This is a genomic window from Pseudomonas triclosanedens (assembly GCF_026686735.1).
Lineage (GTDB): Bacteria > Pseudomonadota > Gammaproteobacteria > Pseudomonadales > Pseudomonadaceae > Pseudomonas > Pseudomonas triclosanedens.
The window spans coordinates 2,426,623-2,447,935 of record NZ_CP113432.1; the positions used below are offsets into that span (position 1 = coordinate 2,426,623).

Annotated in this window: 22 protein-coding genes; 11 read left to right on the plus strand and 11 right to left on the minus strand. The window is 65.6% G+C overall.

Annotated elements, in window-relative coordinates; translation table 11 throughout:
- Positions 1-104: 104 nt before the first annotated feature.
- Positions 105-1,109 (minus strand): NADP-dependent oxidoreductase, encoded by a 1,005-nt coding sequence (locus tag OU419_RS11440; protein ID WP_254473304.1) that lies wholly within the window; start codon positions 1,107-1,109, stop codon positions 105-107.
- A 226-nt stretch (positions 1,110-1,335) separates the two neighbouring features.
- On the opposite strand from OU419_RS11440, the gene OU419_RS11445 reads away from it, so the two are divergent.
- Positions 1,336-2,097 (plus strand): SDR family oxidoreductase, encoded by a 762-nt coding sequence (locus OU419_RS11445; RefSeq protein WP_254473302.1) that lies wholly within the window; start codon positions 1,336-1,338, stop codon positions 2,095-2,097.
- Positions 2,098-2,146: 49 nt separating this feature from the next.
- Here OU419_RS11445 and OU419_RS11450 read toward each other — a convergent pair whose 3' ends face one another.
- Positions 2,147-4,888, minus strand: a complete 2,742-nt coding sequence (locus OU419_RS11450; RefSeq protein ID WP_254473300.1) for a cation-transporting P-type ATPase — start codon at positions 4,886-4,888, stop codon at positions 2,147-2,149.
- A 209-nt stretch (positions 4,889-5,097) separates the two neighbouring features.
- Here OU419_RS11450 and OU419_RS11455 point away from each other — a divergent pair, with 209 nt between their 5' ends.
- The gene (locus tag OU419_RS11455) at positions 5,098-5,988 is read left to right on the plus strand and encodes a bile acid:sodium symporter family protein (protein WP_254473298.1); all 891 of its coding nucleotides are present in this window, start codon (positions 5,098-5,100) and stop codon (positions 5,986-5,988) included.
- 258 nt (positions 5,989-6,246) lie between these two features.
- On the opposite strand, the gene OU419_RS11460 is transcribed toward OU419_RS11455, so the two are convergent.
- Together OU419_RS11460 and OU419_RS11465 are read right to left on the minus strand one after the other, a co-directional pair.
- Positions 6,247-7,452, minus strand: a complete 1,206-nt coding sequence (locus OU419_RS11460; RefSeq protein WP_254473296.1) for a benzoate/H(+) symporter BenE family transporter — start codon at positions 7,450-7,452, stop codon at positions 6,247-6,249.
- A gap of 13 nt (positions 7,453-7,465) precedes the next feature.
- Positions 7,466-8,068 carry a LysE family translocator gene (locus tag OU419_RS11465; protein WP_254473294.1) on the minus strand — a complete coding sequence of 201 codons (603 nt, stop codon included), beginning with the start codon at positions 8,066-8,068 and terminating at the stop codon, positions 7,466-7,468.
- Positions 8,069-8,233: 165 nt separating this feature from the next.
- On the opposite strand from OU419_RS11465, the gene OU419_RS11470 reads away from it, so the two are divergent.
- Positions 8,234-8,875: a hypothetical protein gene (locus tag OU419_RS11470; RefSeq protein WP_254473293.1), complete on the plus strand. Its 642-nt coding sequence runs from the start codon at positions 8,234-8,236 to the stop codon at positions 8,873-8,875.
- On the opposite strand, the gene OU419_RS11475 is transcribed toward OU419_RS11470, so the two are convergent.
- Positions 8,872-9,315, minus strand: a complete 444-nt coding sequence (locus OU419_RS11475; protein WP_254473291.1) for a MarR family winged helix-turn-helix transcriptional regulator — start codon at positions 9,313-9,315, stop codon at positions 8,872-8,874. The genes OU419_RS11470 and OU419_RS11475 overlap by 4 nt on opposite strands.
- Before the next feature lie 82 nt (positions 9,316-9,397).
- On the opposite strand from OU419_RS11475, the gene OU419_RS11480 reads away from it, so the two are divergent.
- From OU419_RS11480 to OU419_RS11495, 4 genes are all read left to right on the plus strand, one after another.
- Entirely contained in the window at positions 9,398-10,555 is a 1,158-nt protein-coding gene (locus OU419_RS11480) for an aminotransferase-like domain-containing protein (RefSeq protein ID WP_254473288.1), read from the plus strand.
- A gap of 9 nt (positions 10,556-10,564) precedes the next feature.
- Positions 10,565-11,167, plus strand: coding sequence for a glutathione S-transferase family protein (locus OU419_RS11485; protein WP_254473286.1), 603 nt, complete (start codon positions 10,565-10,567; stop codon positions 11,165-11,167).
- Positions 11,168-11,397: 230 nt separating this feature from the next.
- Positions 11,398-11,859 (plus strand): bacteriohemerythrin, encoded by a 462-nt coding sequence (locus OU419_RS11490; RefSeq protein ID WP_254473284.1) that lies wholly within the window; start codon positions 11,398-11,400, stop codon positions 11,857-11,859.
- A gap of 95 nt (positions 11,860-11,954) precedes the next feature.
- Positions 11,955-12,806: a cache domain-containing protein gene (locus tag OU419_RS11495; protein WP_254473282.1), complete on the plus strand. Its 852-nt coding sequence runs from the start codon at positions 11,955-11,957 to the stop codon at positions 12,804-12,806.
- A 57-nt stretch (positions 12,807-12,863) separates the two neighbouring features.
- Here the strand turns inward: OU419_RS11495 and folE are convergent, their stop codons facing one another.
- From folE to OU419_RS11515, 4 genes are all read right to left on the minus strand, one after another.
- On the minus strand, positions 12,864-13,409 hold the full coding sequence (folE, locus tag OU419_RS11500; RefSeq protein WP_254473280.1) for a GTP cyclohydrolase I FolE: 546 nt from the start codon (positions 13,407-13,409) through the stop codon (positions 12,864-12,866).
- A gap of 132 nt (positions 13,410-13,541) precedes the next feature.
- Positions 13,542-14,099, minus strand: a complete 558-nt coding sequence (locus OU419_RS11505) for a Smr/MutS family protein (RefSeq protein WP_254473278.1) — start codon at positions 14,097-14,099, stop codon at positions 13,542-13,544.
- Positions 14,100-14,161: 62 nt separating this feature from the next.
- Positions 14,162-14,482, minus strand: coding sequence for a hypothetical protein (locus OU419_RS11510; RefSeq protein WP_254473276.1), 321 nt, complete (start codon positions 14,480-14,482; stop codon positions 14,162-14,164).
- A gap of 173 nt (positions 14,483-14,655) precedes the next feature.
- Positions 14,656-15,252, minus strand: coding sequence for a cysteine hydrolase family protein (locus OU419_RS11515; protein WP_254473275.1), 597 nt, complete (start codon positions 15,250-15,252; stop codon positions 14,656-14,658).
- Positions 15,253-15,431: 179 nt separating this feature from the next.
- On the opposite strand from OU419_RS11515, the gene prmB reads away from it, so the two are divergent.
- Positions 15,432-16,346, plus strand: a complete 915-nt coding sequence (prmB, locus tag OU419_RS11520; protein WP_254473272.1) for a 50S ribosomal protein L3 N(5)-glutamine methyltransferase — start codon at positions 15,432-15,434, stop codon at positions 16,344-16,346.
- 30 nt (positions 16,347-16,376) lie between these two features.
- Here prmB and OU419_RS11525 read toward each other — a convergent pair whose 3' ends face one another.
- Entirely contained in the window at positions 16,377-17,150 is a 774-nt protein-coding gene (locus tag OU419_RS11525; RefSeq protein WP_254473270.1) for a hypothetical protein, read from the minus strand.
- A gap of 47 nt (positions 17,151-17,197) precedes the next feature.
- Complete coding sequence (locus OU419_RS11530; RefSeq protein ID WP_254473268.1) at positions 17,198-18,229, minus strand: alpha/beta hydrolase; 1,032 nt, start codon at positions 18,227-18,229, stop codon at positions 17,198-17,200.
- Between the two features lie 121 nt (positions 18,230-18,350).
- On the opposite strand from OU419_RS11530, the gene aroC reads away from it, so the two are divergent.
- The 3 genes from aroC to OU419_RS11545 are packed head-to-tail and all read left to right on the plus strand — an operon-like array spanning position 18,351 to position 21,274.
- Positions 18,351-19,442: a chorismate synthase gene (gene aroC / locus OU419_RS11535; protein WP_254473266.1), complete on the plus strand. Its 1,092-nt coding sequence runs from the start codon at positions 18,351-18,353 to the stop codon at positions 19,440-19,442.
- A 58-nt stretch (positions 19,443-19,500) separates the two neighbouring features.
- Positions 19,501-20,664 (plus strand): MFS transporter, encoded by a 1,164-nt coding sequence (locus OU419_RS11540; RefSeq protein ID WP_254473506.1) that lies wholly within the window; start codon positions 19,501-19,503, stop codon positions 20,662-20,664.
- Positions 20,648-21,274 carry a methylthioribulose 1-phosphate dehydratase gene (locus OU419_RS11545; RefSeq protein ID WP_254473264.1) on the plus strand — a complete coding sequence of 209 codons (627 nt, stop codon included), beginning with the start codon at positions 20,648-20,650 and terminating at the stop codon, positions 21,272-21,274. The genes OU419_RS11540 and OU419_RS11545 overlap by 17 nt, the downstream gene beginning before the upstream one ends.
- Positions 21,275-21,313: the final 39 nt, after the last annotated feature.

The window sequence follows — 21,313 nt, forward strand, 5'->3', positions numbered from 1 at the left end:
GTGCCGTATGCCTACGCTCTCTCACTTCCTGTGTGGAATGCCGCGATACCCGGCGGCGGAGGGCAGGTCCTGGCGCACCGCCTGTATGGGTATCGCGCTGCGGATCAGACTTTCAGCACCAGCTTGCCGAAGTTCTCGCCGCTGAACAGCTTCGCCAGCGTTTCGGGGAAGGTTTCCAGTCCCTCGACGATGTCTTCCTTCGATTTCAGCTCGCCCGTGGCGATCCAGCCCGCCATGTCCTTGAAGCCTTCCGGGAAGCGCTGGGCGTAGTCCATTACCACCATGCCCTCCATGCGCGCACGGTTCACCAGCAGCGACAGGTAGTTGGCCGGGCCGCGCACCGACTCCTTGTTGTTGTACTGGCTGATCGCACCGCAGATCACCACCCGCGCCTTGGGGGCCAGGCGGGCCAGCACCGCATCGAGGATGTCGCCGCCCACATTGTCGAAGAACACGTTCACACCCTTGGGACACTCGCGCTTGAGGCCGGCGTTGACGTCTTCGGCCTTGTAGTCGATGGCGCCGTCGAAGCCCAGCTCGTCTATCAGATAGCGGCATTTGTCGGCGCCGCCGGCGATGCCCACCACGCGGCAACCCTTGATCTTCGCGATCTGTCCGACCACGCTGCCCACCGCGCCGGCGGCGCCGGAAACCACCACGGTATCGCCGGCCTGCGGCTTGCCGACATCGAGGAAGCCGAAGTAGGCCGTCATCCCGGTCATGCCCAGCGCCGACAGGTACAGCGGCAGTGGCGCGCGCTGGCTGTCCACCTTGTAGAAGCCCTTGGGCTCGCCGAGGAAGTAGTCCTGCACGCCGAGCGCGCCGTTCACCTCGTCGCCGACCTTGAAGTCCGGGTGCTGCGAGGCGATCACCTTGCCTACGCCCAGGGCGCGCATCACCTCGCCGATGGCCACCGGCGCGATATACGACTTGGCATCGTTCATCCAGCCGCGCATGGCCGGGTCCAGCGACAGGTACTGGTTCTGCACCAGGATTTGCCCCGGCCCCGGTTCGCCAACCGGCGTCTCGACATAGGCGAAGGTATCGCGGGTGGCTGCGCCGACAGGGCGCTGGGCGAGCTGGAACTGGCGGTTGAGTTGGGCAGGCATGGCAGTGGCCTCGTCAAGGGGAAAGCCTAGGTGATAGTCCGCGCCGCCGGTGGCGGCAAGTTCCGTCCGCCAGGGGAATGTTCGCCCATCGCTGTGAGTGATGCCGGCTTGTACGCATCATCATCGGGATGGATGCACCGCCTACGCGCCGCCTGATAGTGCTTCGCGCCGGCGGAGCGCTGGCTAGACTGCGACGGTTCTCTCCACACTGCTTCGAGGTCCGCTCATGAGTCAGTTGCTTTCCGGCCAGGTTGCCCTGGTCACTGGCGCCGGTAACGGCATTGGTCGCGCCACCGCCCAGGCGTTCGCCCGCGAAGGCGTCAAGGTCGTGGTATCCGATGTCGACGCCAAGGGCGGTGAGGCGACTGTCGAGCTGATTCGCGCGGCGGGCGGCGAAGCCACCTTCATCCGCTGCGACGTCACCCGCGACGCCGAGGTCAAGGCGCTGGTGGAAGGTACCGTAGCCGCCTATGGCCGCCTCGACTACGCCTTCAACAACGCCGGCATCGAGATCGAGAAGGGCAAGCTTGCCGATGGCGAGGAAAGTGAGTTCGACGCCATCATGGGCGTCAACGTCAAGGGCGTCTGGCTGTGCATGAAGCACCAGATTCCGCTGATGCTCGCCCAGGGCGGCGGCGCCATCGTCAATACCGCTTCCGTGGCCGGTCTCGGCGCCGCACCGAAAATGAGCATCTACGCCGCCTCCAAGCATGCTGTGATCGGCTTGACCAAATCCGCAGCCATCGAGTACGCGAAGAAGAAAATCCGCATCAACGCCGTCTGCCCGGCGGTGATCGACACCGACATGTTCCGCCGCGCCTACGAAGCCGACCCGAAGAAGGCCGAGTTCGCCGCCGCCATGCACCCGGTCGGCCGAGTCGGCAAGGTCGAGGAAATCGCTGGCGCCGTGCTCTACCTGTGCAGCGACAACGCCGGCTTCACCACCGGCATAGCACTGCCGGTGGACGGCGGCGCGACGGCCATCTGACCGCGCGCCGGGCGAATCCGGCGCAGCCGCCGATTCGCCCGGCAGCCCCTCAGCCGCGTTCCGCCAGCCGCGTTGCCAGCCCGGTGCGGCGGATCACCCATTTCTCCAGTTCCGCCACCAGGAACACCAGCAGCCCCGCGCCCAGCACCTTCGACCATTCCAGCGGGCTCAGGCCAGCCGAGCCGAACAGGTTCTGCATCCACGGCGCATAGGTGAATGCCAGTTGCAGTGCAATGCACACCGCGATGGCCGCCAGCGCATAGCGGTTGCCCAGCAGCCCTTCGCGGTTGAGCACCGACGCGAAGATCGAGCGGCTGTTGATCAGGTAGAACATCTCCGCCATCACCACCGCGTTGACCGCCATCGTCCGTGCGGCCTCGATGCCCGTACCGCTCTGCAACTCCCAGACGAACAGCCCGAACGCGCCGATCATCATCAGCACCGAGACCATCAGCACCCGCCAGATGAAAAAACCCGACAGCAGCGCGCTGCCCGGCGGGCGAGGGCGGCGCCGCATGATGCCGTCTTCGGCGGGTTCGAAGGCCAGCGCCAGGCCCAGGGTGCCGGAGGTGACCATGTTGATCCACAGCACCTGTGCCGGCGTCAGCGGCAGGCCCAGGCCGAGCATCAGCGCGGCGATCACCACCAGTGCCTCGCCGCCGTTGGTGGGCAGCATGAACAAGATGAACTTCTTCAGGTTGTCGTAGACCGCGCGGCCCTCACGCACCGCGCTGGCGATGCTGGCGAAGTTGTCGTCGGCCAGCACTACGTCCGCCGCTTCCTTCGCCGCTTCGGTGCCCTTGTTGCCCATCGCCACACCAACGTCTGCGCGCTTGAGTGCCGGAGCATCGTTCACCCCGTCGCCAGTCATCGACACCACCTGGCCGTCGTCCTGCAGCGCCTGCACCAGACGCAGCTTGTGCTCGGGGCTGGCGCGGGCGAACACATCCACTTCCATCGCCACCCGGCGCAGCGCTGCGTCGTCCATCAACGCCACTTCCGCACCTGTCACCGCCGGCTTGCCGACACCGATGCCCAACTGCGCACCGATGGCTCGGGCGGTTTCGCCGTGGTCGCCGGTGATCATCTTTACCCGGATGCCGGCCGCATGGCATTCCGCCACCGCATCGATGGCCTCGCTGCGCGGCGGATCGATGATTCCCACCAGCGCCAGCATGGTGAAACCTTCCGCCACATCCTCGAAGCCCAGCATCTCGCCCGCCGGTGCCGCACGCCTGGCGGCCAGGGCCAGCAGGCGCAGCCCCTGGGCGGCGGTATCGGTGGCCATGCGCCGCCAGTAGTCCGGGTCCAGCGGCTCCTCGCCGTGGGCGCTGCGCTGCCGTGAGCACATTTCCAGCAAACGCTCCGGTGCGCCCTTGACCAGCAGCCACGACTCGCCCGCCGGGTCCACATGGTGGCTGGCCATGAAGCGATGCTGGGACTCGAAGGGAATGCTGTCGCGGCGGGGCCATTGGGCATTGCTGGCGTCCTGCGTCTGGCCAGCCTTGGCGCCCAGCACCAGCAGCGCGCCTTCGGTGGGGTCGCCGTCGACGTGCCACTGGCTGTCGGCGTTCACATGCAGGGAGGCGTCGTTGCACAGCACGCCGGCCTGGATCGCCTGCTGCAATGCCGGGTAGTGGGTGAGATCGATGATCCGCCCGTCCAGGGAAAAGTCCCCGACCGGGGCATAACCCACGCCCCCCACCTCGAACACGTGGCCGGCGCAGACAACTCGCTGCACCGTCATCTCGTTGCGGGTCAGCGTGCCGGTCTTGTCCGAGCAGATCACCGTCACCGATCCGAGGGTTTCCACCGCCGGCAGTCGGCGGACGATGGCCTGCTGGCGTGCCATGCGCTGTACTCCGAGGGCGAGGGTGACGGTCATGATCGCCGGCAGCCCCTCGGGAATCGCCGAGGCCACCAGCGCCACCACCATCATGAACATCTCTGCCGGCGTTTCGCCGCGCCACAGCGTGCCGAGCAGGAACACCAGCGCGCCGAGGCCGAGGATGGCGACGGCCAGCAGCCGGCCGAAGCGGTCGATCTGCCGCAGCAGCGGCGTGGTCATGCTGTCTACGCTGCTGAGCATCTGGTTGATCTTGCCCAGCTCGGTATCGGCCCCGGTGGCTACCACCAGGCCGCACGCCTGGCCGTACACCACCAGCGTGCCGGAGTAGGCCATGCCGTGGCGGTCGCCCAGCGGCGCGTCCGCCGCCACCGCGTCGGTGGATTTCTCCACCGGCAGCGACTCACCCGTCAGCGCCGCCTCCTCGATGCGCAATTCCTTGCTGTTGATCAGGCGCAAATCGGCCGGCACCCGGTCGCCGGAGGCCAGCAGGACACGGTCTCCGGGCACCAGTTGGGCAGCGTCGATCTGCTGGCGCTTGCCGTCGCGCAGCACCATCGCGGTGGACGACAGCATGTCGCGGATGGCATCCAGCGCCGACTCCGCCTTGCCCTCCTGTACGAAACCGATCAGCGCGTTGATCACCACCGCGCCCATCAGCACGCCCGTATCGATCCAGTGGCCGAGCAGGGCGGTGACCAGCGCGGCGGCCATCATCACGTAGAGCAGAATGTTGTGGAACTGCAACAGCAGGCGCATCCAGGGGCCGCGCCGTTTGGGCGGCGCCAGGCGGTTCTCGCCGTATTCGGTCAGGCGCTGCTGTACCTGGGCGTCGCTCAGGCCGCCGGGATCGTCGCCCAGTTGCTGCCGGACCTGCTCGGTGGAGAGCGTGTGCCACGGTGGCGGCACCCGTCCGGCGGTGCGCGGGGCGCGGCGTTGGGTCATGGGAGGCTCCTGTCGTGTGGGACCACGTTATGCAAGCAGGATGGCGACCCTGCCGCCAACCCGGCTTGACCCATGACAGACACGGCGAAAAGGGCTGCAACAAAGTTTTGCATTCTGTTACAGGAAGAAGTGGTTTTGGCACGCAGGGACAGTTACAAGCGCTGGAGCGGCCCAAAGAATCCGCCTTCCCGAGTTGGAGAATAACGACAATGACCAACGATCCCTTGCTGACACTCTTCATGCCTATCGCCCTGGGCATCATCATGCTCGGTCTGGGCCTGTCCCTGACCATCGCCGATTTCGCCCGCGTCGTGCGCTATCCCAGGCCCGTGCTCATCGGCCTGGTGTGCCAGATCGTCCTGCTGCCGCTGGCCTGCTTCCTGATCACCATCGGCTTCGCCCTCGAAGCCGCGCTGGCCGTTGGCATGATGCTGCTGGCCGCGTCCCCCGGCGGCACCACCGCCAACCTGTACAGCCACCTGGCCCACGGCGACGTGGCACTGAACATCACCCTCACTGCAGTGAACTCGGTGATCGCCATTCTCACCATGCCGCTGATCGTCAACCTGTCGCTGTGGTACTTCATGAGCGACGGCCAGACCATCCCGTTGCAATTTGCCAAGGTCGTGCAGGTGTTCATCATCGTTCTGGGCCCGGTCGCCATCGGCATGCTCATCCGCCGCCAACTGCCGGGTGTGGCGGAAAAGCTGCACAAGCCGGTGAAGATTCTCTCCGCGCTGCTGCTGGCGGTGATCATCGGCGTTGCCGTGACCAAGGACTGGCAAACCTTCGTTGCCTACGCCCCGATCGTCGGCGCGGCGGCCCTGAGCTTCAACCTGCTCAGCCTCGCCGTGGGTTACTGGGTGCCGCGCCTGCTCAAGCTGCCCAAGCCGCAGGCCATTGCTATCGGCATGGAGATCGGTATCCACAACGGTACCCTGGCCATCGCCCTGGCGCTGAGCCCCATGCTGCTGAACAACAAGACAATGGCGATTCCGGCGGCCATCTACGGCGTGCTGATGTTCTTCACCGCCGCCATCTTTGGCTGGTGGGTGAGCCGTGGCGTGATGAAGTCGGCGGCGGAACGGGCACCGGCCTGAGGCTGGGCCGCGGTTCCACGGTTTCATGCCGCCTGGAGCCCGCGGCGTATCGCCTGGCGGTTGCTTGGCTCGGCCCAGGCAACGTGGCGAGCATCTGCGCGCTCATGCGCGCGCCGCCGGGGAGTCGATCATGGGTTTCACCACCGACATTCCGGCAGCGGACGACCAATTTGCCTTGTCGCTCGCCTCCAGCAACGGCTGCCGGCCTGTGAACGGCTGAGCAATGCGCCGATTCGCCGAAGTGGCGCCAGTGTCCCCTTACGGGGCGCGGCGCCAGTTCAGTACCAGTTGCGTCAGCAGTCCGGCCACCAGGCCCCAGAAGGCCGAGCCCACGGAGAACAGGGTGAAGCCGGAGGCGGTCACGAGGAATGTGACCATCGCCGCTTCGCGCTGGCGGGCATCGCTCATGGCGTTGGTCAGGCCGTTGGTGATCGAGCCGAGCAGCGCGAGCGCGGCGATGGATAGCACGAGGGCCTTGGGCAATGCGGCGAACAACGCCGCCAGGGTGGCGCCGAAGATGCCGGCCACGCCATAGAACAGGCCGCACCAGAGCGCGGCGGTGTAGCGCTTGTGCGGGTTTTCGTGGGCTTCCGGGCCGGTGCAGATGGCGGCGCTGATCGCGGCGAGGTTGATACCGTGGGAGCCGAACGGGGCCAGCAGCAGCGAGGCGATACCGGTGGTGGAGATCAGCGGGGAGGCTTGCACCTGATAGCCGTCGGCGCGCAGTACCGCCAGGCCCGGCATGTTCTGCGAGGCCATCGCGACGATAAACAGCGGAATTCCGATGCTGATGGTGGCGGCCAGGGAGAAGCTGGGGGTGGTCCATACCGGGCGCGCGACTTCCAGTTGGAAGTGGCTGAAGTTGAGCAGGCCAAGGCCGCCAGCCAGGGCGATGCCCACCAGAAGCGCGGCAAACACTGCGTAGCGTGGCGACAGGCGCTTGGCGAACAGGTAGCTGAGGAACATGGCTACCACCAGCAGGGTTTGCTGTTCGGCGGCGCGGCAGATTTCGATGCAGATGCGGAACAGTACGCCGGCCAGCAGGGCGGCGGCGAGCGAGCCGGGCACCTGGCGCATCAGGCGCTCGAAGCTGCCGGTCACGCCGCACAGGGTGATCAGGCCGGCACAGACGATGAAGGCACCAATGGCCTCGCCGTAGGGCACGCCGGGCAGGCTGCTGATCAACAGGGCGGCGCCAGGGGTGGACCAGGCGATGACGATAGGCGTGCGATAGCGCAGGGTCAGGCCGATGGTGGTGACGGCCATGCCGATGGACAGTGCCCAGATCCATGAGGATATCTGCGCGCTGGAGAGGCCCGCAGCCTGACCGGCCTGGAACATTAGTACCAGCGAGCTGGTGTAGCCGGTGAGCATGGCGACGAAGCCGGCGACTACCGCGGCGGGGGAGGAGTCGGCGAGCGGGCGCAGGCGATCCGGGGACGGGGTGGGGGTGAGTTCGGTCATGCGCGGATTTCCGTCAGGCGCTGGTGAGCAGCGGGTAGAGCGAGGCGACCAGCAGGATGGCCATGCCCAGGTTGAACAGTCGCAGGCGCAGCGGGTCTTCCAGCCAGCGGCGCAGCAGGCTGCCGATGATAGTCCAGACGCCCACGCTGGGCAGGTTGACCACGGCGAACAGGGTGGCGATGAGGATGACGTTGCCGATCACGCTGTCGGGCGGCAGGTAGGTGGCGATGGCACCCACTGCCATCACCCAGGCCTTGGGATTGACCCATTGGAACGCGGCGGCTTGCAGGAAGGTCATGGGACGGGCACTGTCTTCGCCCGCCGCTTCGGGGGCTCCGGCGCGTGCGATCTTCCAGGCGAGATATAGCAGGTATGCCCCACCGGCATAGCGCAGCGCCTGGTAGGTGGCAGGGATGCGTTCGAACAACTGGTGCAGGCCAAGGCCGACGGCGACGACCAGCAGCAGGAAGCCGATGCTGATGCCGAGCATGTGGGGGATGGTGCGGCGGACCCCGAAGTTCACGCCCGAGGCCAGCAGCATCATGTTGTTGGGGCCGGGCGTGATGGAGGTGACGAAGGCGAACAGCACGAAGGCGCCGAGGAGTTCGATGGGCATGGTGGCGGCACATGAGTCTTGTTGTTTCCGCAGACTAATCCGCCGCTGGCGGGCTGTCCCGTAACAGACAGGCGCCGAGTCGCCCGTACAGTCGGGATTGTAATGGCGTGACCGGAAGTGCCCCGCTATGGTGCAGGTACGCTGTACAACGATGGAAAGGCTTGTATGAAACACAATCCTTATGCCGCCCCCAAGGTCGAGCTGGTGGATCAGCCTGCTCCCGGGGACTTGCTCAATGGGCGCTGGAACCCCGGTCGCCTGCGCCTGCTCGCCGGTCTGAGCGTGGCGCTGCTGTTGTGCGACCTGGTGTTGTTCGGCCTCTCGTTCGCCGCGCCGCTGGACGGCGCGCCATCCCTGCAGAGCTACGAGTTGTGGCTGGGGGCGCTGTGCACGCTGCTGGGCAGCTTCCTGCTGTGGCGCAGCAAGGTATTCCTGGAAGACCGCTTCGCCGCGCGCGGCCTGGCCTGGCCGGTGGTGTTGTCGATCATCCTGGCGGTGGCGATGCAGGTCTACGGGGTGCTCTTCGATGCCCAGCTCAGCGGCGAATTCAACGGCGCGCTGATGGGCTTCATGGGGATGTTCGTGCCCAGCGGCGTCGTTACTCTGTGGTACGGCATCCGCCTGCTGAAGATCGGCCTGCCGTATCCGTCGGTGAAGATCATGGGCTGGCTGGAGGTGGCTTCGGGCGTGTGCCTGCTCAGCGTCCTGCTGTTCCTGCCCGGTACCCTGCTGGCGGTGATGAGCCTGCTGCCGCTGGCGCTGATGTTCCTGCGCGGGGCGCGGGAGCTGGATAGCGCCACGGCCTAGTCGTGCTGCCGCGGATGGGCTATCGCCTGGTTCACCGCCAGCCAGCCCTTTACCGCCTCTTCGCCGGCTTCGTTGAAGGCGCGCTGTAGCAGCAGATCCTGTTCGCGGCGCAGGGCCTTCTCCAGCCTGTTGCCTTCGGCTGTGAGTTCCAGCAGCCGCTTGCGCTTGTCGCTATCGGCGGCTTCGCTGCGGATCAGGTGCATTTCCGTCAATTGGCGCAACGGGGTGTTCAGCGCCTGCTTGGTCACACCCAGGGCGCCGAGCAACTGGCTGACGCTCAGGCCCGGATTGCGCGCGATGAAGAACAGGATGCGGTGATGGACGCGGCTCAGCCCGCGGCGGGCGAGCATTTCGTCGGGTTTTGCGGTGAAGGCCCGGTAGCTGTAGAAGAACGCTTGCATGGCCTGGAGCTGAAGGCTGTTTTTTATTAGGTCAGGCATATTGACGTATCCGTGGTGGGCGTCGTAGCTTCGGTCAAGCAGTTTGACTCATTCTTCCGTGCGCACGCTACCCGGTGACCTCATGGCCTTCTCCGAACGCATTGCCCGTCTGAAAAGCTCCCTGATTCGCGAAATCCTGGCTGCGGCGCAGCGTCCGGAGGTGATGTCCTTCGCCGGCGGCCTGCCGGCGGAGCCGATGCTGCCGAAGGTCGATTGGGCAGACATGCCTGCGAGCATGGGCCAGTACGGCATGAGCGAGGGCGAGCCGGCCCTGCGCGAGGCCATTGCAGAGCAAGCGCGCCGTCAGGGCGTGCCCTGTGAAGCGAGCCAGGTACTGGTAGTCAGTGGCTCGCAGCAGACGCTGGACCTGGCTGCCAAGCTGTTCGTCGACCCGGGTACCGAGGTGCTGCTTGAAGCGCCGACCTATCTTGCGGCGTTGCAGGCATTCCAGTTGTTCGGCGCGAATTGCGTGACTGTTCCGCTGGGCGCCGAGGGGCCGGACGTGGCTGTCCTGCGCCAGCGCCTGGAGCAGCACAAACCGGCCTTTGCCTACCTGATTCCAACGTTCCAGAATCCCTCCGGCGTGCGTTACACCGAGCAGCGCCGCGACGAAGTCGCCGCCGTGCTCGACGAGTTCGGGGTGACCTTGATCGAGGACGAACCGTACCGCGAGCTGGTGTTCGACGAGGGCGCTGCCACGCCATTGGTGAGCCGCCTGAAAAAGTCGAGCTGGATCTACACCGGCACAGCGTCCAAGACGTTGCTGCCGGGCTTGCGCGTGGGTTTCCTGATCGCCACGCCCGATCTGTTCCCGCACCTGCTGCGCCTGAAACAGTCCGCCGACCTGCACACCAACCGCATCGGTCAGTGGCAGGCGCTGCAGTGGTTCGGCAGCGAAGCCTATCGCGGCCATCTGGCGGAGCTGCGTGATTTCTACCGCATCCGCCGCGATGCCATGCAGGCGCAACTGCAAGAGCATTTCGCCGACCTGGCCGAATGGAACGTGCCCCAGGGCGGACTGTTCTTCTGGCTCACGCTCAAGCAGCCACTGGATACCCGCACGCTGCTCGACGCGGCGTTGAAGCAGAATGTAGCGTTCATGCCCGGCGAGCCGTTCTTCACCGACCCGGACGCCCACCCCGGCCATCTGCGGCTGAACTTCAGCCACGTGGCCCCCGAACGCGCAGGCGAGGGCTTGCGCCGCCTGGCCGCTGTCATTCGTGAAGCACAGGCCTGTTGAGGAGCGATTATGTATACCGTCTACGGCGATCAACTTTCCGGCAACTGCTACAAGGTCAAGCTGGCCCTGCACCTGCTCGGCCTGCCTTACCAGTGGCGCGACATCGATATCCTCAAGGGCGAGACGCAGACACCCGAGTTCCTGGCGAAGAACCCCAATGGCAAGGTCCCAGTGCTGGAGCTTGAGGACGGAACCTGCCTGTGGGAGTCGAACGCGATCCTCAATTTCCTGGCTGACGGCAGCGACCTGTTGCCGGCCGAGCCGCGCCTGCGCACCCAGGTCCTGCAGTGGCAGTTCTTCGAGCAGTACAGCCACGAGCCGTATGTGGCGGTGGCGCGCTTCATCGAGTTCTACCAGGGCCTGCCGGAGGAGCGCCGCGAGGAATACAACGTTTGCCACAAGCGCGGCTACAAGGCACTGAAGGTGATGGAAAAGCAACTGGAACAGACGCCGTACCTGGTGGGCGATAGCTACTCCATTGCCGATATCACTCTGTACGCCTATACCCACGTGGCGCACCAGGGTGGTTTCGACCTGTCGAACTTCCCGGCGATCAATGCCTGGCTGGCGCGCGTTGCCGAACATCCCCGGCATGTGACGATGCAGGATTGATCGACGCGACCTGCTCTTTGAGAACCCGCCCTCCAGGCGGGTTTTCTCTTTTTTCTATCGGAATTTTCTGAAAAGCTCTCTATCTCGATCTTCTTCATAGCCTGACGCTTGACCGGCATCATGGCGACGTTTAGTCGCTCTCCCTAACCTTGCCGAACTGCCACGCGGTCGTATCGATGTGGCCGGGCGAGACTTCAAGGCAGTGTCGCAGCCCGGCAAGTGAGGGGAAGATGGCCTATCTGGTCTGGCAGGCGGATCTCGACACCGGGATTCAGGTGATCGATACACAGCACAAGCGCATCGTCGAGATGATCAATCAGTTGCACGACGCCCAGGCGCAGCACGACCGTGCCTTGCTGGGCAACGTGATCGAAGAGCTCGTCGACTACACCATTTCGCATTTCGCCTTCGAAGAGACCCTGCTGGAGGATTCCGGCTACCAGTTCACCCGCGCCCACAAAAAGGTGCATGAACTCTTCATCAAGCGAGTTTCCGACTATCGCATGCGCTTCGATTCCGGCGAGGACGTGGCGGAAGAGCTGAAGGGGCTGCTGGGCCGATGGCTGTTCAACCACATCCGTAACGACGACGCCAACTATGTGGAGTCGGTGAAGGCCAGCATGCAGGAGCTGACCCGCGATCAGAGCCATAGCGGCTGGCTGTCGCGTTCGATGAAACGCTTCTTCGGCTGAATCGACGGGGGGAACGGCCTTTTTGCGACGCGAATCCTCCAGGGCTATCTATGCTCAGTGCACAACGACAAGACATGCCCTGGGGGTTCATCGGTATGAAAACGCTGTTGAAATCGCTGTTGCTGGTTTCCCTTCTGACTACTTCCCTTTCTTCGCTGTTCGCCGCGCAGGCTGCCGACAATGCCGAGGCCAAGCGCGCCCAGGCGCTGCTGGCCAAGGCCGTTGCCTACTACAAGAAGGAGGGTGACAAGGCGTTTGCCGCGTTCAGCCGCCAGGGTGAGTTTGTCGATGGCGATCTCTATGTGTTCGTGGTGGACAGCAAGGGCACCATGCTGGCCAGCGGCGGGCCTTCGGTAGTGTTGATCGGCCGCGATGTTTCCTCGACGCTCGATCCTTCCCTGCGCGAACAGTTCACCAAGGCGCTGGCGTCTCCGGCGAGCAGCAAGGTGCAGCAGGCCGACTACCGCTGGAAGAACTGGGCCGACGGTCGGGTTGAACGCAAGCACGTGTACTACCAGCGGGTTGGCGAGCGTTTCATCGCTACTGGCTACTACCTGCCGCGCGCCACGCCGGAGCGGGCGGTGGCGATGCTGGACAAGGCGGTGAAGGCCGTGGAAATCGACCCGAACGGCACCTTCGGCAAGATCAATGCGCTGGACGGCAGTTTTATCGAGGACGATCTCTACGTGTTCGTCGTCGATCTCGATACTTCCAGGTTCGTTGCCCACGGCTTCAACAGCCGCATGGTCGGCACCGACTTCGCCTCGCTGAAGGATCCGGGTGGCAACCCGGTCGGCCACGCGATGCTGGAACTGGCGCGGACCCAGGGCGAAGGGGAGTTCGAGTACCAGTGGCGCAACCCGGTAACGATGCGCGTCGAGAACAAGCACGCATACCTGTGCAAGGCCGGGCACTACCTGGTCGCGGTTGGCTACTACACACGCTGATCGGCAGGCATGAAAAAACCGGCCCTTGGGCCGGTTTTTTCATGGCGGGAGTTCGCTTCAGCGGATCAGGCTGAGGAATTCGCTGCGGGTGGCGGCGTTTTCGCGGAATTCGCCGAGCATCACCGAGGTGACCATCGAGGAGTTCTGCTTCTCGACGCCGCGCATCATCATGCACATGTGCTTGGCCTCGATCACCACGGCCACGCCCAGCGCGCCGGTGACCTGTTGCACGGCCTCGGCGATCTGCCGGGACATGTTCTCCTGGATCTGCAGGCGGCGGGCATACATGTCGACGATGCGCGCGACCTTGGACAGACCCAGGACCTTGCCGTTGGGGATGTAGGCCACGTGCGCCTTGCCGATGAAGGGCAGCAGGTGGTGTTCGCACAGCGAGTAGAGTTCGATGTCCTTGACCAGCACCATTTCGCTGTTGTCGGAGCTGAACAGGGCGCCGTTGACGATCTCCTCAAGCGTCTGCTGGTAGCCGCGGCAAAGGTACTGCATGGCCTTGGCGGCACGCTTGGGCGTATCGACCAGACCTTCTCGGGTGACGTCTTCTCCGAGTTGGCCGAGGATCGCGGAGTAGTGTTGTTCCAGGGACATGGATCTACCTGTGGCAATGACAAAAGTGAAAACAGTGGCGCAGGGTAGGGCGCGCTGTCCCCTCTGGCAAGCGCCCGCTGCCTGTTGGCGCTGGGTTGTCGCCGGGCGTACGGCGCTTCCCTGGGCAGCCGATTACTCGTCGCGCCCTTCGAGCATGGTGCGCCGCAGCATCACGTAGACGGCGCCGGCACCGCCGTGGCGGGGCAGGCAGGAGGTGAAGCCGAGTACCTGGGGGTGCTGGCGCAGCCAGGTGTTCACGTGGCTCTTGACCAGCGGACGCTTGCCGTCGATGCGTGCGGCCTTGCCGTGGGTGACGCGGACACAGCGGATCTCGAAACGGGTGGCTTCGGCGAGAAAGTCCCAGAGGGTTTCGCGGGCTTTCTCGACGCTCATGCCGTGCAGGTCGAGGCTGCCTTCGAAGCCGATCTGGCCGAGCTTTAGCTTACGCATCTGGCCTTCCTGAACCCCGTCGCGGGCCCAGTGCAGCTCGTCCTCCGCACCCACGTCGATGACGAACTGATCCGACAGGCCATCGACCTTGATGGCTTCGTTACGCACGGTGGCGTTCTGCCGACGTTCGTTGAGCTGCTGGCGGTCGGGCTTGGGTTTTCCGGTGTCGGCCTGGTCCACGGAGATGCGCTTGACGCCGCGCATCTCGCGGGCGAACTGGGAAAAATCGTCGTCTTGCATGCGCACCTCACTTCCTCGAAGAGCCGCGCAGTTTAGCGGATCGTTCGCGCGTTGCGGAGGGCTCAGTCGCGCTTCTTCATCAGCCTTGGCGACAGGCTCAGACCATCGCGGCCGCGTGCGCGGCGGCGGGCGGCGCGCCAGAACATGACGCCCAGCCAGAGGGCGAACAGGCCGATGGCCAGCAGGATGCCGCCGGCGCCTGGTTCGATGTGCATGACGCCCGCTGCCGGTTGGCGATGGAGCAGGGCGGCGACGCCTGCCATCGCGGCAAGAATGCCAAAGGCGGCGATCACCGCGGCCAGGGCGGCGGCAAAGCGCCAGCGCCAGCGTCCCGGGCGCTTGGGACGCAGGGAGCGTGGATCGAAACTATCGGACAACTTCATCCCGGCATCCTCATCTATTGAACGAGGCTATGACCGGTCAGGACTGGAGGGGTTCCAATCCTGAGGTCTGGAGGCCCGGCGGCCCTGCCTTCCGGGCAGGGCCGCCGACTCTGCGCCTAAGCTGAGCCCAACTGCCGGCGATTGTCGCTGCCGCCCGTCGGGACAGAGGGGCGTCAGACCAGCGCCTGGGCCTGGGCGACTACGGCGGCGAAGTTGTCGCCCAGGGCGGCGATCTCCGCGCGATGCAGGTCACGGGCGGCGAGCACGCCACCTTCCGGGGTGGGAATGTCGCGGGTGGCGCAGGCGGCATCCACCAGGGTGCAGCGGTAGCCGTAGTCCTTGGCGGCGCGCACGGTGGTGCTGATGCTGGAGTGGGTCATGAAACCGCAGACGATCAGGTCGAGACGACCGTGGGCCTGCAGGCGGTCATGCAGGTCGGTGCCGGCGAAGGCGTTGGGCAGGCGCTTGTCCACCACGACCTCGCCCGGCAGCGGTGCGAGTTCAGGCAGGAACTGGCCACGCGGGCCCTGGGGATCCAGCACGCCGCCCCGTACGCCGAGGTGATGCACGTGAACGATCGGCGTATTCATGGCCCGGGCCGACTCCAGCAGCAGGCTGATCTGCGCCACCGCTGCATCCAGGCCCGGCAGCGCCAGCACGCCGCTGCGGTACTCCTCCTGTGCGTCGATGATCAACAGAGTGCTCTGGCGCAGCGTGGCCGGCGGATAACCGCGTCCACTGATCTGCAGCATGCTGAGCGGATGGGACATGTCTCAACTCCTGATAATCCATGTATCTGCATTGTGGGCTGTTACGCGCGCCCTGTGAATCTTTGCGAACTCGCCTCAAAGTGGTATTGGCAAGAATGACGTTAGCTGGCCAGAGGCGCGCCAGCGCGCGAGTGTTCCGTTAGAATGCGCCCCTTTTGCCGAGCTGCGAGGACTGCGCCGTGACTCAATCCCGTTTGCTGACCCTGCGTGATTACATCCGCTGGGCCGTCAGCCGTTTCCACGCCGAAGAGCTGTTCTTCGGTCACGGTACCGACAATGCCTGGGACGAGGCCCGTCAACTCGTGCTTGGGGCGCTGCATCTGCCCTGGGAAATGGCCGACGCGTACCTAGATTGCCACCTTGAAGACGAAGAGCGCGAGTACCTGATGCACCTGCTGCGCCGCCGCATCGAGGAACGCGTGCCGACTGCCTACCTGCTGGGCGAGGCCTGGTTCTGCGGCCTGCCGTTCGTGATAGACGAGCGTGTGCTGGTGCCGCGCTCGCCCATCGCCGAGCTGATCGAGCGCCGCTTCGAGCCCTGGCTGGCGGCCGATCCCGCACGCATCCTCGACCTGTGCACCGGTTCGGGCTGCATCGGCATCGCCTGCGCCCATGCCTTCCCCGAGGCCGAGGTGGTGCTGGGCGACCTGTCGTTCGATGCGCTGGAGGTGGCCAACATCAATATCGAGCGGCACGAGCTGGGCGAGCGGGTCTACACCGTGCAGGGCGATGGTTTCGGTGGCCTGCCGGGGCAGCGTTTCGACCTGATCGTCTCCAACCCGCCTTATGTCGATGCTGAAGATTTCGCCGACATGCCTCCCGAGTATCACCATGAGCCCGCGCTGGGCCTGGCCTGCGGTGACGATGGGCTGGACCTGGTGCGGCGCATGCTGGCTGAGGCGGCCGATCACCTGAGCGAGCGTGGCAGCCTGGTCGTCGAGGTCGGCAACAGCCAGGTGCACGTGGCGGGGCTATACCCGGAAGTGGATTTCACCTGGCTGGAGTTCGATCACGGTGGTCACGGCGTGTTCCTGCTCTCCGCCGAGCAGTGCCGTCAGCACCAGGCGCTGTTCAAGTCGCGAGTGAAAGGCTGACGCCTGTGACCGGGTGGTGATCGCCACGCCTCAGTGCGTGGCGATCCAGATCAGCAGGCCGGCCTGGAACACCGCGAACACCGTCAGGCATGCGATGGTGAAGCGCAGGCTGGTGTCGTCGCGGCGGAAGGTTTCGATGCGTTGCTCCAGGCGGCGTATCTCGCTGGCCTGGGTGGCGAGGTTCTGGTCGGCCTGTTCGAGCATCGCCGAGGCGTCCAGCAGCGGCAGGATCTGTACCTTTTCCTTGTGCCAGTCGTCATACAGTTCGCTGACGCGGCCGACACTGTAGCGCGCCTTGAGCATCCGCGAGTCTTCGTAGATCACGTCGAATCCCTGGGCGCGCAGGAAATGGTCGCGGCGCTGCCGGGCTTCCTCGCTGGGCACGTCTTTCATCGCCAGTGCGCCGCCTTCGACGCGGTAGTGCGCCCACTTCTTCTTTGCCCAACTGACCCCCTGGGCCAGCAGGAAGCGCCCCAGGCCGCGGTTCAGCGGCTCGGTGGAGAAGCCAGAGTCGGCGCCGAAGCGGATTTCCTTGTTGCGGTGGTCGGCCCAGACCTCCAGCAGATTCACTTCCTTGCGCAGGACCTGGCCGGGCAACTGGATGGTCAGGCGCAGCAGGCTCTGCTCGCCGCTGTGGCGCTCCACGCGGCCGAACTGGACGAAGCGCAGCGGGCGCGTGCCGGTGGTGCGGTCGGTAGGCAGCGGCGCCAGGCGCAGCAGTCGGTAGTGCTCCGGGCTGAGCTCGGCCCACGGATGCGGCTGGGTAGGGCTTTCCACGGAGGATGTCTGTTCGGCTTGGGTCATGGGGTGTTCCTCGGGCCTGGCGGGCGCGGCCAGGGCTGTCCCGAGGGTTATCGACGGATCGCGCCGTTTCTTGAGACGTTCGCTCCAGATGTCGCCAGGGTGGCGTCGGGGAGGGTCCTGGCGTTCTTCACGAAGGCCACGATGCGCTGCACCAGCTCGCGCGCCAGCGGCAGGTTGGGGTTGTTGTAGGAAGCCAGTTGCTGCGGGCCGCTGGCCGGAACGATGCGCAGGATGTGGTTCATGCCGTCGATCAGGTACAGCTCGCTGTCGGGCTTGGCCTGCTTGAGTCCCAGCGCGTCTTCTTCGCCGACCTGGATGTCATGGCGCCCCTGCAGAATCAGGGTTGGCAGCTTCAGGGCGTGAAAGGCTTGCGCGGGGTCTTGCCGGAACAGCGAGATCAGGTAGGGCTGCACGCTGGGTCGGAACAGGGCGAGCAGCGGCTCCGGGACGCGCCGTTGCAGATGCCCGGCGTTGAGACCGTCGATCAGGCGCTCGGCCTCGGCCAGCAGGGAGGGCGGCAGGCGGCCCTGCAACTGGTCGCGCAGGACTTCGCCGATGGGGCGCGAGCTGCCGGAAATGGACACCAGTTCGTCGGCATGGGACGCGGGGGCAGCAAGGCTGGCGATCAGCGCGCCTTCGCTGTGGCCGATCAGCACCTGGCGGCCGAAGCGCGGGTCGCGGGAGAGCTTGTCGCTCCAGGCGATCACGTCGGCGACGTAGCCGTCCACGCTGAGTTCTTCTTCGCGCGGCGCCGCCGGCAGGCTGCGCGCCACGCCGCGCTTGTCATAGCGCACGCTGGCAATGCCGTTCTCGGCCAGCGCCTCGGCCAGTTTGCGCAAGTAGCCATTGTTGCCGCCCTCGGGGTTGTTGCCGTCGCGGTCGGTGGGGCCGGAACCGGCGATCAGCAGGGCTACCGGCGGCGGGGTGGCGGTCTGTGGCAGCAGCAGGGTGCCGCGCAGCACGCCGTGGCCGGTGTCGAGGTCGTAGGGACGCTGCAGGATGCTGGTGGGGGCGGCCTGTGCGAACGATCCGAGCAGGCCGGCGCACAGGCAGAGGCAGAGGAGGGCGAGACGGCGCATCGATGGCTTCGCGGTGGGGTGATGGCGGTTTGATCCTCACGGCCGCAGAAGGTTCGCAGGGCGGATTGACGCAGGTATACTGCTCGGCCTTTTCGATTTCCTGTCTTCCGCGGAGCCTCGCATGTCCGGCAACACCTACGGCAAGCTGTTCACCGTCACCACCGCTGGCGAGAGCCACGGCCCGGCGCTGGTCGCCATCGTCGACGGCTGCCCGCCCGGTCTGGAAATTTCCCTGGAAGACCTGCAGCGCGACCTGGACCGCCGCAAGCCCGGCACCAGCCGCCACACCACTCAGCGCCAGGAAGCCGACGAGGTGGAAATCCTTTCCGGCGTGTTCGAGGGCAAGACCACCGGCACCCCGATCGGCCTGCTGATCCGCAACACTGACCAGAAGTCCAAGGACTATTCGGCGATCAAGGACCTGTTCCGCCCGGCCCACGCCGACTACACCTACCACCACAAGTACGGCATCCGCGACTATCGCGGCGGCGGCCGTTCCTCGGCGCGCGAGACCGCCATGCGCGTGGCCGCCGGCGCAATCGCCAAGAAAGTCCTGGCGGGCATGGGCATCACGGTGCGCGGTTACATGAGCCAGCTCGGCCCGATCGAGATTCCGTTCAGGACCTGGGACAGCGTCGAAGACAACGCATTCTTCAGCCCCGACCCGGACAAGGTGCCGGAGCTGGAGGCGTACATGGACCAGTTGCGCCGCGACCAGGATTCGGTGGGCGCGAAGATCACGGTGGTTGCCGAAGGCGTGCCTCCGGGGCTGGGCGAGCCGATCTTCGACCGCCTGGACGCCGAACTCGCCCATGCGCTGATGAGCATCAACGCGGTGAAGGGCGTGGAAATCGGCGCCGGTTTCGCCAGTGTCGCCCAGCGCGGCACCGAGCACCGCGACGAGCTGACCCCACAAGGCTTCCTGTCGAACAATGCCGGCGGCATCCTCGGCGGCATTTCCTCGGGCCAGCCGATCGTCGCCCACCTGGCGCTCAAGCCGACTTCCAGCATCACTACGCCCGGCCGTTCCATCGACGTGGACGGCAACCCGGTGGATGTGATTACCAAGGGCCGTCACGACCCGTGCGTGGGAATCCGCGCCACGCCCATCGCCGAGGCGATGATGGCCATCGTGCTGCTTGACCACCTGCTGCGCCATCGCGCGCAGAACACCGACGTGCGCGTCGGTACGCCGGTCCTGGGCCAGCTCTGAGTGACGCCGGCCTCCCGCGAGCCGCCCGGCTTGCGGGAGTGTCACCCGAGTCGCGCCGCTGATGGCACAGGTTCCCTACTGGCGGCTGTCCAGTTTCTACTTCTTCTACTTCTGCCTGCTGGGTGGAACGGCTCCGTTCCTGGCGTTGTACTTCGACCACCTGGGGTTCTCCGCCGCACGCATCGGCGAGCTGGTTGCCATTCCCATGCTGATGCGTTGCGTCGCTCCCAACCTGTGGGGCTGGCTGGGCGACCGCAGCGGCCAGCGGCTGGCCATCGTGCGCTTTGGCGCGGTTTGCACGGCGCTGTGCTTCGCCGGCATTTTCCTCGGCCACGGTTATGCCTGGCTGGCACTGGTGATGGCCGGGCACGCGTTTTTCTGGCACGCGGTGCTGCCGCAGTTCGAAGTGATCACCCTGGCACACCTGAAAGGGCGCACCGAGAGTTACAGCCGCATCCGCCTGTGGGGCTCCATCGGCTTCATCTGCACGGTGGTCGGCCTGGGCTGGCTGTTCGAGTCCGCCAGCCTGGATGCCTATCCGCTGGCGCTGCTGGCGATCATGCTCGGCATCGTTGGCGCCAGTTGGTGGGTGCCCAATGCCCAGCCGCCAGCGCGCCACGACGAGGCTCGCGCCGGCGGTTTCCGCCAGCAGTTGCTGCGTCCCGGCGTACTGGCGTTCTACCTGTGCGTCTGCCTGATGCAGTTGTCCCACGGCCCGTACTACACCTTTCTGACCCTGCACCTGGAAGCGCTTGGCTACGCTCGCGGGTTGATCGGCCAGCTCTGGGCGCTGGGCGTGGTGGCCGAGGTGCTGTTGTTTCTGGTCATGCCGCGCCTGCTCAAGCGCTTTTCCCTGCGCCAGGTGCTGGCGGCGAGCTTCCTGCTGGCAGCGCTGCGCTGGCTGCTGCTGGGCACGCTGGCCGGGCAGCTTCCGGTGCTGTTGTTCGCCCAATTGCTGCACGCGGCGACTTTCGGCAGCTTTCATGCCGCCGCCATTCATTTCGTCCAGCGCAGTTTCCAGGCGCGCCAGCAGGGGCAGGGCCAGGCGCTCTATGCGGCGCTGGCCGGTACCGGCGGCGCCCTGGGTGCTCTTTACTCCGGCTACAGCTGGGGTAGCCTTGGCCCGGGCTGGACCTTCACTATTGCCAGCATGGCTGCGCTGGCCGCTGCCTTCATCATCTGGACCCGTCTGAACGAGGACCCGCATGAACGACACCCGTGAACAGTTGACCCGGCAGATCATCGATGCCGGCCGCTTCCTCTATGGCCGCGGCTGGTCACCGGCCACCAGCAGCAACTACTCGGCGCGCCTGTCGACCGGTCGGGCGCTGCTCACCGTGTCCGGCAAGCACAAGGGCCAGCTTGGCGTCGATGACGTGCTGGAAACCGACCTCGCCGGCAACAGCCTGGAGCCGGGAAAGAAGCCCTCCGCAGAAACCTTGCTGCACACCCAGCTCTATGCCTGGCGCCCGGAGATCGGCGCGGTGCTGCACACCCACTCGGTCAATGCCACGGTGCTCTCGCGCCTGACGCCCGGCGATTGCCTGGAGCTGGAAGACTACGAGCTGCAGAAAGCCTTCGCCGGGGTGACTACCCACGAGGGCCGCGTCAGCGTGCCGATCTTCGACAACGACCAGGACATCGCCCGCCTGGCCGCCAGGGTGCAGCCCTGGCTCGATGCACACCCGGAGTGCCCGGGTTATCTGATCCGCGGCCACGGTCTGTACACTTGGGGGCTGCGCATGAGCGACGCGCTGCGCCAGGTGGAGGCATTCGAGTTCCTCTTCGAGTGCGAACTGAAAGTCATGACCCTTCGCGGCGGTGCGCGTTGACCCATCCACGCCGCTTTGAGAAGAAACCCCACAAGGATA

What these genes read in the sequence shown, in the direction of transcription:
- OU419_RS11440 (WP_254473304.1), bottom strand. Translation starts at nt 1,109, where the DNA reads ATGCCTGCCCAACTCAACCGCCAGTTCCAGCTCGCCCAGCGCCCTGTC.
- OU419_RS11445 (WP_254473302.1), top strand. Translation starts at nt 1,336, where the DNA reads ATGAGTCAGTTGCTTTCCGGCCAGGTTGCCCTGGTCACTGGCGCCGGT.
- OU419_RS11450 (WP_254473300.1), bottom strand. Translation starts at nt 4,888, where the DNA reads ATGACCCAACGCCGCGCCCCGCGCACCGCCGGACGGGTGCCGCCACCG.
- OU419_RS11455 (WP_254473298.1), top strand. Translation starts at nt 5,098, where the DNA reads ATGACCAACGATCCCTTGCTGACACTCTTCATGCCTATCGCCCTGGGC.
- OU419_RS11460 (WP_254473296.1), bottom strand. Translation starts at nt 7,452, where the DNA reads ATGACCGAACTCACCCCCACCCCGTCCCCGGATCGCCTGCGCCCGCTC.
- OU419_RS11465 (WP_254473294.1), bottom strand. Translation starts at nt 8,068, where the DNA reads ATGCCCATCGAACTCCTCGGCGCCTTCGTGCTGTTCGCCTTCGTCACC.
- OU419_RS11470 (WP_254473293.1), top strand. Translation starts at nt 8,234, where the DNA reads ATGAAACACAATCCTTATGCCGCCCCCAAGGTCGAGCTGGTGGATCAG.
- OU419_RS11475 (WP_254473291.1), bottom strand. Translation starts at nt 9,315, where the DNA reads ATGCCTGACCTAATAAAAAACAGCCTTCAGCTCCAGGCCATGCAAGCG.
- OU419_RS11480 (WP_254473288.1), top strand. Translation starts at nt 9,398, where the DNA reads ATGGCCTTCTCCGAACGCATTGCCCGTCTGAAAAGCTCCCTGATTCGC.
- OU419_RS11485 (WP_254473286.1), top strand. Translation starts at nt 10,565, where the DNA reads ATGTATACCGTCTACGGCGATCAACTTTCCGGCAACTGCTACAAGGTC.
- OU419_RS11490 (WP_254473284.1), top strand. Translation starts at nt 11,398, where the DNA reads ATGGCCTATCTGGTCTGGCAGGCGGATCTCGACACCGGGATTCAGGTG.
- OU419_RS11495 (WP_254473282.1), top strand. Translation starts at nt 11,955, where the DNA reads ATGAAAACGCTGTTGAAATCGCTGTTGCTGGTTTCCCTTCTGACTACT.
- folE (WP_254473280.1), bottom strand. Translation starts at nt 13,409, where the DNA reads ATGTCCCTGGAACAACACTACTCCGCGATCCTCGGCCAACTCGGAGAA.
- OU419_RS11505 (WP_254473278.1), bottom strand. Translation starts at nt 14,099, where the DNA reads ATGCAAGACGACGATTTTTCCCAGTTCGCCCGCGAGATGCGCGGCGTC.
- OU419_RS11510 (WP_254473276.1), bottom strand. Translation starts at nt 14,482, where the DNA reads ATGAAGTTGTCCGATAGTTTCGATCCACGCTCCCTGCGTCCCAAGCGC.
- OU419_RS11515 (WP_254473275.1), bottom strand. Translation starts at nt 15,252, where the DNA reads ATGTCCCATCCGCTCAGCATGCTGCAGATCAGTGGACGCGGTTATCCG.
- OU419_RS11525 (WP_254473270.1), bottom strand. Translation starts at nt 17,150, where the DNA reads ATGACCCAAGCCGAACAGACATCCTCCGTGGAAAGCCCTACCCAGCCG.
- OU419_RS11530 (WP_254473268.1), bottom strand. Translation starts at nt 18,229, where the DNA reads ATGCGCCGTCTCGCCCTCCTCTGCCTCTGCCTGTGCGCCGGCCTGCTC.
- aroC (WP_254473266.1), top strand. Translation starts at nt 18,351, where the DNA reads ATGTCCGGCAACACCTACGGCAAGCTGTTCACCGTCACCACCGCTGGC.
- OU419_RS11545 (WP_254473264.1), top strand. Translation starts at nt 20,648, where the DNA reads ATGAACGACACCCGTGAACAGTTGACCCGGCAGATCATCGATGCCGGC.